Annotated in this window: 7 protein-coding genes; all 7 read left to right on the top strand. The window is 30.8% G+C overall.

The annotated features are described in order from the left end of the window. Positions 1–7: 7 nt before the first annotated feature. The 7 genes from ACO1DI_RS02700 (at position 8) to ACO1DI_RS02670 (ending at position 20,028) form a co-directional block, all read left to right on the top strand. Entirely contained in the window at positions 8–9,130 is a 9,123-nt protein-coding gene (locus ACO1DI_RS02700) for an amino acid adenylation domain-containing protein (protein ID WP_423145046.1), read from the top strand. Positions 9,131–9,178: 48 nt separating this feature from the next. Further along, positions 9,179–15,589 carry a non-ribosomal peptide synthetase gene (locus tag ACO1DI_RS02695; RefSeq protein ID WP_243556251.1) on the top strand — a complete coding sequence of 2,137 codons (6,411 nt, stop codon included), beginning with the start codon at positions 9,179–9,181 and terminating at the stop codon, positions 15,587–15,589. Positions 15,590–15,682: 93 nt separating this feature from the next. Next, on the top strand, positions 15,683–16,714 hold the full coding sequence (locus ACO1DI_RS02690) for an ABC transporter transmembrane domain-containing protein (RefSeq protein WP_423145045.1): 1,032 nt from the start codon (positions 15,683–15,685) through the stop codon (positions 16,712–16,714). Then, entirely contained in the window at positions 16,681–17,370 is a 690-nt protein-coding gene (locus ACO1DI_RS02685) for an ATP-binding cassette domain-containing protein (RefSeq protein ID WP_423145245.1), read from the top strand. Before ACO1DI_RS02690 ends, ACO1DI_RS02685 begins: the two co-directional genes overlap by 34 nt. A gap of 35 nt (positions 17,371–17,405) precedes the next feature. Then, positions 17,406–18,059 carry a 4'-phosphopantetheinyl transferase family protein gene (locus tag ACO1DI_RS02680; RefSeq protein WP_195696266.1) on the top strand — a complete coding sequence of 218 codons (654 nt, stop codon included), beginning with the start codon at positions 17,406–17,408 and terminating at the stop codon, positions 18,057–18,059. A 148-nt stretch (positions 18,060–18,207) separates the two neighbouring features. Continuing rightward, positions 18,208–18,861: a DUF6875 domain-containing protein gene (locus tag ACO1DI_RS02675; RefSeq protein WP_195696267.1), complete on the top strand. Its 654-nt coding sequence runs from the start codon at positions 18,208–18,210 to the stop codon at positions 18,859–18,861. Between the two features lie 243 nt (positions 18,862–19,104). Beyond that, positions 19,105–20,028, top strand: coding sequence for an ABC transporter ATP-binding protein (locus ACO1DI_RS02670; protein ID WP_195696268.1), 924 nt, complete (start codon positions 19,105–19,107; stop codon positions 20,026–20,028). The last annotated feature ends 101 nt before the right edge of the window (positions 20,029–20,129 follow it).

Here is a 20,129-nt window from a genome sequence, read left to right as displayed (position 1 = left end):
GCAAATTTTGAACCATAAATACAGAATGAGCTCGGCCCAAAAACGCATATATGCATTAGAGACCTTACAGGAAAACAGTATCTCTTATAATGTCCCTACATTACTAAAAGTTGATGGACAGCTAAATTTAGATACTTTGGAAAGATCATTTAAGAAGTTGTGTGAACGACACGAGTTGTTAAGAACTCATTTTATGCACTCGAAAAATAATTTTATTCAGGTTGTAGAAGAAAATGTAGAAGCTAAAGTTATTTTCGAAGAGGTGCAAGGTGTAGATGAGAAAGAAATCTTAAAGAGTTTTGTAAAACCTTTTGATTTAAATAAGGCGCCATTAATGAGAATGAAAGTCGTAAAGAACTTAACTACTGAAGATAATTACTTGCTAATTGATATACATCATATTATTTGTGATGGTGAATCCCTAGCTCTAATCTTTGATGAATTGGGAAAGTTATATAATGACTTTCCCTTACCACCACTCAAAGCGCAATATAAAAATTATAGTTCTTGGGAGTACAAAAGAAATTTGGACTCTCAAAAGCAATATTGGTTAAGTGAATTTGGAAAGGAAATAACACCTTTAGAACTAAGAACAGATTTCCAACGACCAGCCTGGAGAAGCAATAAGGGAGATAGTTTTACCATAGAATTAAAAAAAGAACATACTTTGCTAATTAAAGATTTTTGTCAAACGACTAAAGCTACGGAATATATGGTGTTTATGGCTGCGTTTATGGCTTTATTGCATAAGTATTCCCATCAACAAGAAATTATTTTAGGTACACCCATAGCAGGTAGAACACATCCAGATACCCAGGATATGTTAGGTATGTTTGTTAACACCTTAGCAATAAAAGGTGAATTAGCACCAGAACAATCTTTCTTAGATTTCTTAGAATCTATCAAATCTAAGTGTCTTCAAGGGTATGAAAACCAAGATTATCCTTTTGATGAGTTAGTAAAAGAGCTTGATATTGAAAGAAACACATCAAGAAATCCCATTTTTGATATAATGTTCGGCTTACAAAATGGGGCTGAGTCTGATTTAAAACTGGGTGATGCTATGTTAACAGATCTCAGTCACAAGTATAAAACCGCTAAATTCGATTTAACATTAATGATTAATAAAGATGATGAATCTTATAGCCTGTACTGGGAATACAGTACAGACATATTTAAAGAAGTTTCAATTAAACGAATGGCTGGTCAATTTGAAACTTTGTTAAATAATATATTAATAAATCCTGAATGTTCTATTTCTAAACTCGAATATATAACAGAAGAAGAGAAGACATATTTGAGACAGGGACTATGTAATGAAGCTCCTTTTCCTTCTAATAAATCACTAATTGACATATTTGAAGATAACCTTAGAACAAACGAAAGTAATATAGCAGTTGAATTTGAAGACGAAAGCTTAACTTATTCAGAGTTAAATCAAAAAGCAAACTATATTAGCTTGAAATTATCAAATAAAGGGGTAACTACTGGATCAATTGTTGGCATAATAGCCCACTCTTCTATGAATACAATAGCTGCAGTTCTTGGAGTATTAAAAACAGGTGCAGCTTACCTGCCATTAGATCCAAACATACCGGTAGAGCGCCTATCTTATATTATTAAAGACAGTAATATGGATGCTATCATTGTAGATAAATTCGAGTCAGAAATAACTGGTTTAAGTGATGAAAATATCTTTCACTTTAATAAATTAGAAGGTAAAAGTGATATCTCGGTGCAACGAAATATTTTGAGAAATGACTTAGCGTACGTTATTTATACTTCTGGCTCTACAGGGAATCCAAAAGGAGTAATGGTTACTAATCGAAATATTATTAATCAAGTGTATTGGCATATAGCTGAATCAAAATTATCGAGTAAGACAAAGTATATTCAAAATACACCATTTATTTTTGATGGATCTGCGTTAGAAATTTTCTCTGCCTTACTATCAGGAGCTAGACTCCTATTCATAGATTCTGAGAAAAAAAAGGAACCTGAAGAAATATTAAAACTTTTACCAGGTGCCCAAGTGACATTTTTACCGTCAATGTTTAGAGCTTTAATGGAATATGCTATTGATAATAAGATGGAAGATACCTTAAATTCTTTTGAAAGATTGAATCTTGCAGCAGAAAAGATATCAGGTGACCTGATTAGAAGATACAGATCAACAAAGGGAAGCAATTTATCAAAGCTTTGGAATTTTTATGGACCTACAGAAGCTACTATTACTTCGACTTCGTACCAATTAAGTGAAGGTACAAATTTAGACAGTATACCAATTGGTAAACCAGTTTCAAATTATAAAGTCTATATCTTAAATAAAAATGAACTTTGCGCTAAAGGTGTTTTAGGAGAAATTTGTGTTGGTGGACCGGGAGTTTCAAAGGGATATTTAAATAATAAGAAATTAACAGAAGCATCATTTGTACGTTGTCCAGCTCTAAATGATGAATTAATCTATAGAACTGGTGATATTGGATTTATAAATTATTACGATGAAATTGAATTAGTTGGCCGAATGGATGAACAAGTAAAAATAAGAGGATTTAGAGTAGAACTGCAAGAAATTGAGGCGGCTTTAAAAGATATAGCAGTAATAAATGATGCGGTAGTTGTTAGAAAAAAAGATCCGAACAATGACTTTTTAGTAGCGTATTTTACGAGCGATAGCGAAACAAATAATCTAGCAATTAAAGACAAGCTTTTAAAGAAATTACCTGAATATATGGTACCTGAATTTATTATTAAATTAGATGCATTGCCGCTACTTCCAAATGGAAAAATAAATAAAAAATACCTAGGTCAACTTAGTGTAAATAAGTCTTCTAATTATGAGAAGCCAACTAACCCTATAGAGAAAGATTTATGTGAGGTGTTCTCAGAAATTCTAGGAGTTGAACAAATTGGTATTAACACTAGTTTCTTTGAACTAGGAGGAGATTCAATTAAAGCTATTAGAATTGTCTCCAAGTTAAGAGAGAAAGGATACAGCGCAACCGTAAAAAATATTATGCAGAATAAAACTGTTAAGAAGATTGCGCTAACTTTACAAAAGTTAGAGGATATTCAAGCGTTAGATGAAGTAGTCGTTGGTCAATTACCTTTAACATCAATTCAGTATGAATTCTTTAATTCTAAACTAGAAAATCCTCATCATTTTAACCAAAGTATTGTTTTGGAAAGTAAAAATAATATTAATGTTGTGGTATTAAAAGAGGCTTTGAGAGCGTTATTAATACATCACGATCAATTAAGAGCACACTATATAAAAGGTAAACAGTATGTACGGCCAGAAACTGCGGAAAATTTATTTTTAGTATCTGAGTGGAATTTAGAACAACAAGATATTAACGAAGTCCTTTTGAAAATTGAAAATATAGGGGATGATTTGCAGTCATCTTTAGACATTGAGAATGGCCCACTAATTAAATGTGCCGCAATAAACTCACCTACATTTAATGGTGCATTGTTATGTATTCATCACTTACTTGTAGATAATGTCTCTTGGAAAATTATTTTAGAAGACCTAAACAGTCTTTATAAAGGATATTTAATTAATTCAGACGTCAAACTTCCACAAAAAACTTTGTCATATAAGAGATGGAGTACAGATATAGAAACTTATTTCCAATCCTTAGAAAGAGTATCAGAGTTGGATTACTGGAAACAGGTACAAAAAGGTGTTGATTCTAGCCAACTATTAAATGATGATGAAAAAAATTTAGTAGATACGGGGATAAAAGAAAGTGAATTAAAAATTGGAAAAGAGTTAACATCCAATTTAATTAAAAAGGCTAAGCTAGCTTATAACCTTGAAGTTAAAGATTTGTTGTTTGCATCTTTATTCCGAACAATACAGCAAATAAAAGGTAATACTACCGTCTCTTTAAATATGGAAAGCCACGGTAGAGCGGAATTTTTAAATAACTTTACAATAGATCGCACAGTCGGTTGGTTTACCACTATTTATCCAGTTGTCCTAAGTGGTTTAGGAGAAGACATTCGACTTGATATTATTCGTACCAAAGAAATGTTAAGACGTGTTCCTAACCACGGGATAGGATATGGAATAGCTAAAAAATTAAACCTTTTAAACAAAGATAGTGCTCAGCCGCTTGTTACTTTAAACTATTTTGGTGAACAAACAGATGTAGCAAATAATGATTATTTCTACCCTGTTAACATAAGTTCAGGTAAACAAATTGATCCTAAAAATATGTTTGGAACGCCTATAAGCATAAATTGTGAAGTAATTAACGGACAATTAGAAATAAGTACATCTTATAATTCAGGAGTTATATCACCTACATTTATTAACGACTTGGAATGTATTTTTAAAGAACAATTAAAAGACATTGTATCGCATTGTTTATCAAAGAAAGTTAGTGAACAAACTGCTTCAGATTTTAATGAGACAGAATGGGAAATTAAGGACTTTGAATATTGTGTTAAACATTTAAGTAAGAAACGAGAAAAGTTGGAGATGGTTTACCCTCTAACGCCTATGCAGCAGGGTATGTTATTTCACAAAATGGAGGATGGGCAATCCTCAAACTATTTCTTGCAAACTGTCTTTACTTGGCCTGAGAAATTGGATACTAATTCTCTAGTAGAGAGTTTAAGTTTATTAACAAATAAGCACAATATCCTAAAAACAAGTGTTATTTATAAAAAAGTAAGCGTACCACGACAAATTATATCTGAACAACGTGACTTGGAATTGAATTTTTTAGATTTAACAGACCGTAGAGATAAAGTAAATATTTTTAATGATACTAAAATTAGAGATAAAGGCAGAGGATTTGATCTAGAAGAGGATAGTTTACTTCGTTTAACAGTAATTAAGATGAATGACGAAGATTATAAAATTATTATGTCGGCACATCATATTATTATGGATGGTTGGAGTCTACCTATACTTGTACGTGATTTAATTAAATACTATAAAGCGGCTACTAAAAATCTGAGAATTGATGATAATTCTAAGCCTCAAGCAAGTTTCTATGATTATGTTGAATTAATTAACAAAAGAAAAAGCAGCGCAAAATACTGGAGAAATTTATTAGATGATTTGGAAGAAAAGACTTCAATTATTGAAGAAGGTAAAACCGAAAATGACAGTGAAGATGTTAAATCTTGCGAGTTATCATTAAACCAAAATGATACACAAAAACTAGTTAAAATAAGTAAAGATTACAATGTAACAGTAAATACAATAATTGAAGCATTATGGGGGCTTCTTCTTCAAAAATATAATAATGTATCAGATTCAATATTTGGTAAAGTCGTCTCTGGAAGAAATATAGATATTCCAGGCATTGAGCAAATGGTTGGGTTATTTATAAATACAATTCCAGTACGAATTAAAAGCCAGCCAAATCAAAAGTTCACTGACTTATTACAAGATGTACAAAATCAAGCGCTAAATAGTGGTCAATATGATCATATGTCATTAACAGAGATTCAAAATGAAACAAATTTAGGTACGGGAATGATTCAAACTATTTTAGCCTTTGAGAATTATTTTGTAGAAGAAAATTCAGAACCGGATGAACTGAAGATGGAAGAAGCAAGTGAACAAACTAATTTTGATTTAGCTTTAACTATCGTAATTGAAAAACAACTTTTCTTAAACTTAATGTATCAAACTAATAAATATAATTATGGAGAGATATCTAGAGTATTAAATCATTTTAAAAACCTAGTTCTTAGCATTATTGATGCACCTGAAAAATTGATTTCTGAATTAAATGTTGTAAGCGACATTGAGAAAGACATAATATTAAACGGTTTTAATCGCGTTTTAGACAATGCAGTGAAAGAGGAAACAATAGTTGGACGATTAGAGAGAATAGTAAATGAATTTCCTAATAATATTGCTGTTGAGTGCGAAGGACAAAAATTGACCTACGGTCAGTTAAATTCACGCTCTAACTATTTGGCCAATCAATTAACAGCTAAAGGTATCAAATCTAATGATGTTGTTGCGCTTATATCAGATAGATCTTGTGATATGGTTATTGCAATTTATGCAATTATTAAAGCAGGCGCAGCGTATTTACCAATAGATAGAAAACAACCGAAAGATAGAATTAACTATATGCTAAATGATTCTAATGCAAAATTAGTTGTTATTGGAACTAACAGTGAAGAAATTGTTAATGATTTAGTTAACATACCTTCCGTAATTATGAGTAATAATATTGGATATTTAGAAGAGAACTCATTAAACGTTATACATCCTACTAATTTAGCTTATGTCATATATACAAGTGGAACTACAGGAAATCCTAAAGGTGTAGTAATTGAACACCAAAATGTTCTAAATCTATCTAATTGGTTAATTTCTCATTTAAGCCTTAACGAGAGTAGCATATTTATTCAAAATTTCGCTTTTATTTTCGATGGTTCAGTCTATGAAATATTCCCGATATTATTAGCTGGAGGTAAATTGCGCATTTTATCAGATAACCAAAAAGCCAATCCATATGAAACAATTTGCTGTTTTAATAATGCACATATTATTATGGTGCCTTCTATGTATCGAGAATTATTAGATTACGCAAGAAGTAATGGCATTTTAGATAAATTACATTCTCTGAAGTCTCTTTCCTTGGGTGGTGAAGCATTAACTTCAGAAGTTGTTTCTGAGTTTTTCGAAACTTCCAAAGAGATTAAGAATAAGCCTAGAATTCAGAATTGCTATGGTCCGACTGAAGCAACGGTTTGTAGTACAACATATGAGTTTAATGAAAACTATAATGAACCAAGAATTTTAGTAGGAAAGCCTATAGACAATTCGACTGCTTTAATTATGAACCAAAACCAATTAGTAGGAATTGGAATGATAGGAGAACTCTTTATTGGCGGTCGTGGAGTTGCTTCAGGTTATTTAAATAATGAAAAATTATCAAATGAGAAATTTATTGAGCATCCATATTACAAAGGGGAAGTATTATACCAAACAGGTGATCTAGCAAGGTGGACAAAAGATGGAAACATCGAGTTATTAGGAAGAATAGATGAACAAGTGAAAATTAGAGGATTCAGAATAGAATTATTGGAGATAGAAAAATGTATCCGTCAATTTAAGGATGTTGTCGATGCTGTGGTTATTGTAGATAAAGATAATGCGACAGAACAAATTGTAGCCTATTTTACTGCAGGTAATCAAATTGACCTTACAAACCTTAGAGAGTTTTTGTTTAGGAAATTAAACCATTATATGGTTCCTACACATCTTATTCAACTTGATGAGATTCCGAAGACACTAAATGGAAAAGTTGATAAAAAAAACTTACCAAAGCCATTATTAAATGAAGAACGTACTAAAGTGTACCCTAAATCTAAGACAGAGGAAATAGTGTTCAGTATTTTTCAAGAAGTTCTTTCTAATAATGAGATAAGTACAGATGATAATTTCCTTGATATTGGTGGGGATTCCATTAAAGCAATAAGAGTAATCTCTAAGCTGAATAATTTAGGATGCGAAATAAATGTAAGAACAATATTAAAATATAAAAATGTACAAGCTATTTCTAGCTTTATTGATTATGTTACCGAAGACAAGGCGCATCAAGAGAGGGATATTCGCCAAGTTATATTAGATAAATACAATAAATCATCTATGGTAGAAGAACTTAATGTAAACAATGACATATTAACAATACTTTATGTTGAGAATCTTACAAAGACATTGTACGAAAATATTGTAAATCTCCTTATGAGTTCAAAACATAAAAAAATATTTATAGATTTTATTGCTCCGCTTGATAAATATCAAGATGCAAAAGGTTGTAAAACATTAGATGAATTGAAATTATTATTATCCTATAAACAATTAGAAAGCAGCTCAATTAACTATAGTAGTCTGATTAAAAAACAGAATCGGAACTATAAGGGATCTCTATTAAAAACGTACTCTCCGACAAATATTCAAGAGTTCTATTGCTCTACAAGTGCAGGAATTGTTAATGAACAACTATCATTATTGTTTGAAGGACCGTCATTAATCGTTAAAGCAGCCATTTTAGAAATAATTGAAGAGCATAGCGTGTTGAGAAGTTCATATTCTTTCTCGAACGGAGAAAGACAAATTAATGAACATCAGTTTAATGGTTCTTGGTTTATTCCTTACATTGATATGAGAAATAAAATTCAAAAAGATAATATTTCTAATGGGATTGCTGATTACATTAATTTAAAAGAATATTTTCCAGGCATTAAAAACCCTTTATCTTATATATTTGTAAGTCGATTAACTGAATCAAAATATCAAATTGATTTAATTATTGACCATTGTATTTGGGATAAAGCTAGTTCACAAATTTTTGAGGAAAAGCTCAGAAATAAACTAAATGGTTTTTCATATAAAATCCTAGAGAGTACATCTTATGACTCCTATATAAAAGAAGTACTGAATACAACCAATAGCTTAATTGATAACAGTAGCTTTATTGGGGAGATTTCAAACGAAAAAGAGCTAATCTACAACATTTTAAATAATACAAGTCATAACACCTTACAATTCAACAAAAATAAGCTTTTTAAATTAGGGGTTAATACTCTCAAAAAATATAGAGATAACCCGTGGAATATTATCGAATATATCCTTCAAGTAATAGCGCAGCGTAATGATCTTAAGTTTATGGAGAATGAAACTTACCCTATATTAGTTGTTCAAGATGAACGAAACTATATGAATGGTAATTATGCAGAAACATTGGGGTGTTTTTTGGACTTAGTACCTGCATCTATTAATTTTTCTGAAGAGGGTGTACTTAAGAAGAGAGTAGAATGCTCGCAATCGTTAAAGAAAGAAAAGAAAATAAACTTTTCAGAGATTATTTTTGATAGAGCGCAAGATATTCAGGATCTATTTTCTAAAGTACTAATTGTTAACTATCAAGGAGCATATGACATTTCTCCTGAAGAGTTGCAAAAATGGTTATCTGGTCAGGGTGAGGATTTCACATCAACTGAAATTTTTATCAATGACGTTGAAGATCAACTTATTGTTACTTATCCAGTGTTTGAGGGATGCAAACAAGATATTGGAGTAGAGATTCAAAAAACTCTAGATAAATTAGAAGAATCTTTCCAGTCTAAATTAGTCTTAAGTTAAGAAAATCATTGGGAATATTATAGTAATGAAATTGTGGGGGGACAAAAAATGAGCGTTAAGGAACATACAGAGGAACAAGGGATGGACAAGCATAGTAATGACATTGCAAAAACGCAAAATAATTTTAATAAAACTGGATTTAACTATAACTTTACTGGTAATTTTGTAGAATACTTTGAATCAACAGTTAAAAAGAATCCTAATGGTATTGCTGTGACCTATAAGAATAACCAAATTACTTATTCTGAATTAAATGGAAAAGCAAATAGTATTGCTCGCATATTAAAGGATAGCGGCGTTAAAAGTAACAACATTATAGGAATAATGATGAATCGTTCTATTGAAACAATTATTTCTATTTTAGGGGTATTAAAATCCGGTGGCTCATATTTGCCACTGGATCCTAACCAGCCTTATGAAAGGTTACTATATATGATTGAGGATAGTAGTCTACAGACCATACTAGTGGATTCAAGCTTTAAAAATTTAAAAGATAAAAAAACATTTAAGTCAATTAAATATATTGAAGTGAATTCAGAACTTTTAAAGCCTAGATACAACCTAAATGAAAAACCAAGCATATCAGACTTGTGCTACGTCATATACACTTCGGGTACTACAGGAAATCCAAAAGGAGTAATGGTAGAGCACGAAAATGTTGTGAATTTGGTGAACTGGATGATAGATATTGGGAGTATGAACAGAACGACTAAGATGTTACAAAGCTCTTCGTTTATCTTTGATGCATCAGTAATTGAAATCTTCCCTTGTCTTGCAGCTGGTGGTGAGATATGTATATTAGACAATAACCAGAAAGTTAATCCTGAAGAGATTTTAGATAATCTAGTTAATGCACAGGCCTTTATGATTCCAAGTTTATTTAAAGCGGTCTTAGATTACGCAGAAACATTTAATAAAACAGATATACTATCTAAATTTGAGAAGGTTTACCTTGGAGCAGAGCCTTTGCCTGCCGATTTAATTATTAAATTTAGTGAACTATGCCCTGATAAAGTAAAAGACATAGCAAACCTATATGGACCTACTGAGGGTACAGTAGTTGCGAGTGCTTTCTTTTATGACAATGAATCATCTTTGGAGGAAGTTACGATTGGAAGCCCCATTAAAAATGGGAAAATCTATATTCTTAAAGATAATAAGCTGTGTGCTGTTGGTGATGAAGGGGAGTTATATGTAGGGGGAGCGGGAGTTGCCCGTGGCTATTTAAATAAACCAGATTTAACTAACGAAAAATATGTTACTCTCTCGCATATTTCAGATACAGCTCTTTATAAAACAGGGGATGTTGGTTATTGGAAAGAAGATGGAACAATTAAGCTTTTAGGAAGAGGAGATGAACAAGTCAAAATTAACGGTTATAGAATTGAACTAGCAGAAGTAGAGACGAAAATTCGTGAGATAGAGGGAATTAGTGATGCCGTAGTTATCTATGATCAATCTCAAGGTTCCCCGTTATTCATCTCTTTTTATCTAGGTGATAGAGTTAAATTTGCTGGTAAGGTTAAAGAATTACTAGAAAAGAATCTTCCTTGCTATATGATTCCGAATGAAATTATTAAAGTTGATAGTTTTCCGCTTACAGCAGGAGGAAAGTTAGATAAAAGAAAATTAATTGAAAATTTTATAAATGAAAACAAGGAAAAACTTAAAAAAGTCGGTTCTGATAAAATACTTTCTATTTTCTCTGAAGTATTAGGGAATAAAGATGTTTCACTAGATGATAATTTCTTTGAGCTTGGTGGAGATTCTATTAAAGCTATTCAAATTATCTCTAAGCTACGACAAAGCAAATACGAACTATCAGTAAAAGATATTCTTGAAAATAAGGTTATGAGAAAGATCTACACGAAAGTAAAGTCCATTGATAACTTAGAGATAAATCAAGGAGAGGTTACTGGTGAAGCTTCGCTAAGCCCTATTCAGGAAACTTTCTTCACGAAAATGCGTATTAATGAACCGGATTATTTTAACCAATCATATATTTTAGAAACTAGTGTTGATCCTGATATAAGTTATATAAAAAATGTTTTAAATGAAATTGTTAAACACCACGATCTATTACGAGCTGTGTATACAAATAAAACACAACGCATTCTTCCTTATGAGAAAGATAAGCATTTTGAAATTAGTATATTTGATTTTACAAATATTAAAGATGAAGATGAATTTACTAAAAGTTTCATAAACGAAACGGCGAAAATACAGAAGAGTATAAACATAAAAAATGGCCCACTATTTAAAGTAGGACTTTTTAAATGTATTGACAAGGCTTATTTGTTCTTCTGTATACATCACCTATCAATTGATGGCATCTCCTGGAGAATATTAATAAATGACTTTATTGATGGCTATGAAATGCAAATGGAAGGTAAACCAATTGAACTTCCATTAAAAACTATTTCTTTTAAAGAGTGGAGCCAAGCTTTAAGGGAATATGGGAAAAGCGATAAATTAGCAAAAGAAATACCATATTGGAAAAATGTAAATTCAAAGGTACCAGAAGGGAAGTTCAGAAAAAGCCCTTTTAACTTAGAGTTTAAGTTGAACACAATGAATATTGAACTAAGTGAAAAATATACTAACGAAATGCTCTACGACGCTGGAAAAGCCTATAATACTGAAATAAATGACATATTAATTACAGGACTTACACGAGCTATTCAAAAACAAACAGATAATTCTATTGTTGCAATAAATGTAGAGGGACACGGTAGAGAGAGTATCCATAAAGATGTAAAAAATGACCGTACTATAGGCTGGTTTACGAGTGAATATCCGGTGATTTTAGAGAACTTGGGCACTTCTATTGCTAAAGATATTATTAATGTAAAAGAAACGGTTCGAAAAATACCTAATCGCGGTATGGGTAATCTTATTCTGCAATGTGTATCTCCTGAGATATTTAATGATATAGATCCTGATATTACCTTTAATTATTTAGGTGAGTTTGGACAGGATTATCAAGATCGTACTTTTTCTACCAGTCATATAGAAAAAGCAAAAGATAAGTCAATGCAAAATGCTTTTAGAACACCAATTACTATTAACGGTTCTATAATCAATAAAGTTCTAAGAATGGAGATTACTTATGATGAAAAAGTGTTCACTACGAATTTTGTTAGTGAACTAATGAATGAGTTTATTGAGCAACTGAAAAATGTAGTAACATACTGTAAAAATCAAGAGGTTAACCATCACACGGCTTCTGATTTAGGGGAATATGAGTGGGGTAACGATGAATTCGAACAAGTAAAAGAGAAATATAATGAACTTGATTTGAAAGTTGAGAAGATACAACCTTTAACTTCAATGCAGGAAGCAATGCTATATCATAAAATAAGTAGTCCAGATTCATCTGAATATGTTGTTCAAATGACCAATAGTGCTGAAAAAAACATTGATGTTGACTTAATAAATAAAAGTCTTGAAATTATTGCTAGTAAGTACAGTGTACTAAGAACGGCAATAGAGTATCGTTCAGTAACCGTTCCAAGACAGATTATCTTTAATGATAGAAAATTAGAGTTTAAATTTATAGAGCTAACATCTCAAGATGACAAATTAAATAAATTTCAAGAAATACAAAAAGAAGATATAAGAAGAGGTTTTGATCTTGAAAAAGATAGTTTATTAAGAGTAAAGGTCATTAAGTTTGGTGAAGAGGACTATAAGCTGCTAATAACATTTCATCACATCATATTAGATGGTTGGTGTAGCAGTATATTACGAAATGAATTATTTGAGGTTTATGAACGTTTAACAGAAGGTGCATCCTACGAAAGTTTATTTCTGGATGAAAAAGAAGGAGACACTACGTTTTCAGATTATGTTTTACTAGCTGAAAATAGAAATAACGAGGAATCTTGTAAATATTGGAAAGAATTAATAGAAGATTTTGAGGATCAAATTCTTATTAAGCCTGAAGGAAATCCAGACGGTGGAGATATAGATGATGTAGGTAAAGTGGAATATAAGTTGCCTGCAGAATTATATAATGGCTTAGATAAATTCTGTATTAATCAAGGTTACACAATAAATACTGTTGTTGAAACTATGTGGGCACTAACTTTAGCAGCATATACAAATAAAAATGACATTGTATTTGGTAAAGTAGTATCTGGTAGAAATATTGATTTAACAGGTATTGAGACTATGATGGGTATGTTCATCAATACTGTTCCAGTACGAGTTAACCTAAATAAGGACGATACATTATTAACCCTTTTAAATAGAGTTCAAGAACAATCTATTAATACTACCCAATATGAACATTATCCACTAGCGGAAATTCAGAAGTTATCACAAATGGGCGATGAATTATTCAAGAACGCATTTTCGTTTGAGAATTACGAGCAATATGATTCAGAGAATATAAATAATTCATTTAGACTGCAAAATATACGCGAATTAACTAACTTTAATTTATCGTTAGGCGCTGTGAGGCAAGCAGATTTTTATTTAAGTATTATGTATAACTTAAATATGTATGGAAAAGCGGAAGTCGTTAGAATAATTACTCGTATGATCAACTTACTAAATCAAATTATAAGTAACCCTAACTTAACGCTTAGTAAAGTAAATTATCTTGGAGCGGAAGAAGAAGAAAAAGTTCTTATTGAATACAACAATACTGAAGATTCGCTTCCAATCAACGAAACATTAGTTTCTGTATTTGAAAAGCAAGCGAGAGCTTATCCTGACAAAATTGCTGTGGAGTTTGACGGACAATATTTAAGTTATAAAGAATTAAATTTGAAAGCTAATTCTGTAGCGGCTACATTAACACAAAGTGGTATAACATTAGGAGATATCATTCCGGTAATAACTAAACCATCTTTAGAATTAGTAGTAGCTGTTCTTGGAGTTTTAAAAGCGGGGGCTGCATATTTACCAATTGATCCAGAACAACCTATAAAAAGAATTCAATATATGATTAGTGAAGTAAAAGCCAAAGTAATGTTACACGGAGAAGGTTCATTAATTTTAAATAACATCTCTCGAAGTATTAAACAATTAGAGATTTGCAATATGCCAACCCTAAACCAAGAAGAAATAAATACTAATATAAATCCTAATGATTTAGCTTATATCATCTTCACATCAGGGACTACTGGAAATCCTAAAGGTGTTATGGTAAGTCATCGTAACTCCTTGAATCACACCTTGTGGCAAATAAAAAATGGTAATTTTAATAGCGAATCTACAATGGTTCAAACAATTGCTTTTACGTTTGATGGGCATACAGCGGAACTTTTTCCTGCACTTTTATCAGGTGGGAAATTGCTAATAATTAATGAAACTCAAAGAAAGAAACCAGGTGAATTATTAGAACTTATCCCAGGAAATAAAATAACTTTTATTCCTTCTTTACTAAGAGAAGTAATCGTTTATGCTAAAGAAATGAATCGTGATCAATTACTTTCGCAATTCGATACTCTATTTATTGCAGCTGAGCCAATAACATTAGAGGAAGTAAATCAAATAGTTGGTTCCAATACACACAAGCTAAAAGATGTGTATCATTTCTATGGTCCAACTGAGACTACAGTTACTATTGCATCACATCGAATTTCAGAGAGTGAAAACGATAAGATTATACCAATTGGTAAACCAATTTCTAACACGAAACTCTACGTAATTAACGAATTTGGAAATATATGTGGAACAGGAATGGTGGGTGAGCTGTGCGTCACAGGTCAGTCAGTTACTTTAGGATATTTAAATCAATTTACATTAACAGATGAAAAATTTGTTCAAAATCCATTTGGAAATGGAAACAAAATGTATAAAACGGGCGATTTAGTTAGATGGTCTAATCAAGGAAGAATTGAATTTTTAGGAAGAGTAGACGATCAAATAAAAATTCGAGGGTTCAGGGTCGAGATTCAAGAAATTAATACAGTTTTAAGAACAAAAGGCAGTATACAGGATTCTGTAGTTACAGTAAAAGAGTTAAATAACGAAAAATATATTTGCGCTTATGTTGTCTCCAATGAACAAATTGATGTTAAATCATTACAAAAAGAGGTTTCTGAGCAATTGCCTGATTATATGGTACCAAGTTACATCGTTCAATTGGATAAAATACCAACTACAATGAATGGGAAAGTTAATAAAGCAGTACTCCCAGATCCTGTAGCTGACGCTAATCCTGAATATATTGAACCTAAAACAGAGACTCAAAAAACTCTAATACAATTATTTAAAAAGGTCTTATCGGTTGAGAACGTTGGAATTAATGATTCGTTCTTTAACTTAGGAGGTCATTCTCTAAAAGTTATTAGGTTATTAAATTATATTGAGAAAGAGTTACAAGTAACTATCACTGTTCGAGATGTAATGGAGGAAAAAACCGTTGAAAGAATTAGTTCAATTATAGATACAAAAGGCTCTACGGCTCACTATGAGGAAATTCTAGTAGCTGCAGAAGTAGATTAATAAAAGAGTAAATAAAAGTGAAGACCTATAATATAGGTCTTCACTAAATAAATAACTTTTGACATCTTAATTGAACGAGAGAGGGGAATCCCAATGGGGATCTATCTAAGAAAACACAAAATTCTTTTAGCAGTTACCTTTATATTTAGCGCTATTGTCTCCGGTGGAACAGTTTATTTAGCTATTATTTTACAGGATATTGTGAACGCAGCAACAAAAGGATCATCACAAGAATTTAAAGAAATGATTCTCTTTTCATTCGTCTACTTAGTAGTATTGGGAATAAGTAAATACATTTATCATTTATGTAGTAAAAAAATGGTTAAAAATATTACCAGAGATTTAAGGAAAGATTTATGTAAGGGGATTTTACACAGGGATTATAGCGAATTTGAACAATATGATACGGCTGAGTATATCTCAATGTTAACTAATGATGTAAAGATTATTGAGGAAAACTATATTATCCCTTTATTAAATGTAATGGAGAATTCTATCATCTTCTTGGTCTCTATTATACTTTTAATTAAGTTAAGTCCACTTGTGCTAATAGCATTAATAGTATGCTTTGGAATAATGGCTGTTGTATCAACTGTTATTAGTAAAGAATTACAAACAAAACAGGAGATATTCTCTGTTGCTATTGGAAATTACACTTCGAAAATTAAAGACTTATTCGGTGGTTACAGTGTAATAAAATCGTTTAATGTCACTAAAAAAAGTTTTTCAGCGTTTGAAACTGAAAATGAGGTTGTAGTAGAAAAGAAATATCAAGCGGATAAAACAATTGCATTAAATGAAAGTCTCTCGGATGTGCTAGGGTTACTTACAATGTTCTCTGTGGTAGCTATTGGATCTTATATGGTACTACAAGGAAATGTTTTGGTAGGTACTTTAATTGCATTAGTGCAACTTAGTAACACTTTTGTTAACCCTATTATGGTCATTACAATGAGTATTCCCCAACTTCAAAGTGTGAAGCCTATTGTAAAGAAATTTAAAGATTTAGTATATAAAAACAGCGACGATAGCAACAAGGTTAAGAAAGCTACTTTTAATAATGCTGTTGAAATAAAAAATCTTAGTTTTTCATACGGGGAACAAATGAAGTTCTTCGCGATATAAACTTAAGTATTGAAAAAAATAAAAAGTACGTAATTATTGGGCAAAGTGGTTGCGGGAAATCGACGTTAATTAAACTAATTTTAGGTATGAATAAGGGATATAATGGAGAAATTTTGTGGGATAAAGAAGAATTGACTAAATTAGATACTACCGAATTAACTAAATTATATTCAATAATTCATCAAAATATTTACTTATTTAACAAATCAATAAGAGAAAACATTTTATTATTTGAGGATTTTAATGAAGAGCAAATAAACCAGGCACTTTCAATTAGTGGTGTCACTGAATTTATAAAAGATCAACAAGGTCTAGATAACAATGTAGGGGAAAGTGGCGGAAACTTATCAGGTGGACAAAAACAAAGAATTGCGGTAGCTAGAGGTCTCATAAGAAATAAGCCAATTCTTGTTATTGATGAAGGTACTTCTGCTTTGGACTTAAAGACAAGTTATTCAATTGAAGATAAACTTCTTAATTTTAATAATTTAACAATTATTGCAATCACTCATAAGTTAAATCCTGAGCTTTTACGTAGATACGATGAGGTTATTTATATGGAAGGTGGCAGAATTGCTGAAAAAGGACCTTTGGACGAGTTAGTTCAAAACAGAGGAGCTTTTTATAAATTTTACTCATTAAGAGAGGTCGTTTAATAAATTAATGACCCTCTTAGGAGGTGCTTTACTTAATGGATATATTCTTAATTAATATAGGTAAAATTACTGAGAAACAGTTTAATGAGATGGCGGCTAGTATAGATAAAAACATCTTAAAAGAAATTAGTGCAATTAAGATAAAACAAGAAAGAGATAGAAGAATTGCTAGTAGCTATTTTTTAAAAATTCTTTTAAGGGATAAACTTAACATTCCAATTGAAAGCATTTTAATAGTTGAAAACCAGTATGGCAAAAAGAAGTGTAAAAATTCATTAAACGTGCATTTTAATATTTCCCATTCTGGAAAGTGGGTTGTAATTGCCTTTAGCGAATATGAGGTAGGTATTGACATAGAAGAAATGCTAGGTATTGAGTTTAATGAGGTAATTCCCTTCTTCACTTATGAAGAGCAGGAATATTTAAACAGTTTAAAAGAAGATAAGAAACTCGGCTTTTATAGAATGTGGACAGCAAAAGAAAGTTATATGAAATATACCGGGCTAGGGTTTAATTTAGACCTAAATTCCTTTTCTGTTCCTCTTCAAGAAAATGGGGAAGTTAAGTCTAAAGATTGTACTACTGATAAAAGACCTTTAATCTCTTCATTTTTATTAGATGAGAATTATTATATTAGTGTCTGTTCAAATCAGGTAACTAAGAAAAACATTATCTATATTAATAATTAAAGTATTATATACTTCTACCTTAATCAATCTATCTATTTTGATAAGGGTAGATGCCGCTTTGCTACTTCCATTTTTTTAAATAAAAGTATTTTATTTAAAAATACTGTAATTAAATTGATAAATATTTTATAGAAAAGAGAGTGGTTGTATGTTAAATGTGAAGAATAACCTTGTTAGTTTAAAACAAATTAAGGAAAATCCAGAAGACATTACAAAGAAAGAAATAAAGGTTGTTTTAGACTATATAGATTTTTGTTCGAAGCCACACCCTGAAAAAGGGGCTAAAGGAGCAATCTGTCCATTCCTTCCTTTTGCTATACAAGAAGATACTATATATTGTTCTTTTATAGAGGAATATGTAGATAATGAGCAAGAAATGCGAGCTATTATTAAAGAAAGCATAATACATTTTAAAGAATTAAAAATGAAATCAGAAAAGCTGGAAAAGTATAAAACACTTTTAATTGTATTTCTTGCTAACAAATCCCTGGATAGTATACTCGCTAGTGTTCATCAAGAGTTTAAACGTGAACTCGTTTATGAGGGTATGATGATAGGAGATTTTTATTCCACTAATAATAAAGTAGGTCTATATAACAGCACATTTACGCCTTTAGTTTGCGAAGTCCCTATGATGGCCGTTAGAAATTTGATTAAGGAAGACTTTCCTTTCTTAGTAAGTGATAATGATACATCAGAAGACAAATTAGAATTCTTAACGGGCTATAAACATTCGTTTGGAAGTGATCTAAATGAATGTGAGTTAGAACGAGTGGAAAAGGCTATTTCTGACCTCTCTTAATTGTTAAACTTTAAATTTTATTTAAATTATTTCTGGCCTATAAATTAAGGACTATATTTAAGGATTAGAGGAAAGAGCCAATCTAATTAATTTAGAAGGCTCTTTCTTCATTATTTGTAAAAAACATATTAATTTTCATTTTTTCTGTAAAAAAATGAAAATTAAGAAAAACGTAAGATTTAAGTAAGAGAAAAGAAAACTTTATTTTATATAATAAAAATATAAATTGAAAGGGGAAAACAAATGACATATATATTAAAAACCAACCAGCTTACAAAATCGTTTAAGGGTAAAGAGGTTGTTTCTGGAGTTAATATGCACGTGAAAAAAGGAGAAATTTATGGATTTTTAGGTCCCAATGGCGCTGGTAAAACAACCATTATGAAAATGATTACCAACCTAATTAAACCAACAAGTGGAGAAATTGAGATTTTTGGTCAAAAATTAACAAATACGTCGTTTGAAGTCCTAAAGCGAATGGGCACTATTATCGAATATCCAATTTTCTATGATCACTTAACTGCTAAAGAAAATCTATATTTACACTGTGAATATATGGGTTATTACGATAAAAAGGCCATTGATCAGGCTATTGAACTTGTAAAGTTAAATAATATTGAAGATAAAAAAGTTAAAGAATTTTCGTTAGGAATGAAACAAAGATTAGGGATAGCTAGAGCTATCTCTACAAAACCGGAACTTCTAGTTTTAGATGAGCCAATCAACGGACTAGATCCTATAGGTATAAAAGAGTTAAGGGACTTATTTAAATTACTTTGTAGAGAATATGGAATTACATTATTAGTGTCTAGTCACATTTTAGCAGAAATGGAACAGATGTCAGATACTATTGGAATTATTCAGAACGGTAAGTTAATAAAAGAAGTATCTATGAAGAGTATTAACGGAAGGCAAACTGAGTATATAGAAGTAAAAGTTGAAGATGTAAGGAAAGCTTTATATATTTTAGAGCAAAACTTAGGAATAAGAAATTTCAAAATTATTGATGAAGAAATAATTCGTATTTATGAAACATCATTAACACAACAAGAGATTTCTAAAGCGTTTGTTATGAATGATATTGGTATAGAAAGTATTAATAAAAAACATAGTTCATTGGAAGAGTACTTCTTAAGCTCAATGAGTGGTGAAGGAATACACGCTTAATTAATTGTATTACCTCGTATCATAATTTTTATAGATATATATCGATATTGACCTTTTATTTTGTTGTAGGCAGTTTTTAGAAGTAAAAGGCTCTATATAAA

The organism is Priestia sp. 40, assembly GCF_049368575.1.
GTDB classification, from domain to species: domain Bacteria; phylum Bacillota; class Bacilli; order Bacillales; family Bacillaceae_H; genus Priestia; species Priestia zanthoxyli.
This window is presented reverse-complemented; position numbering and strand designations above follow the sequence as displayed.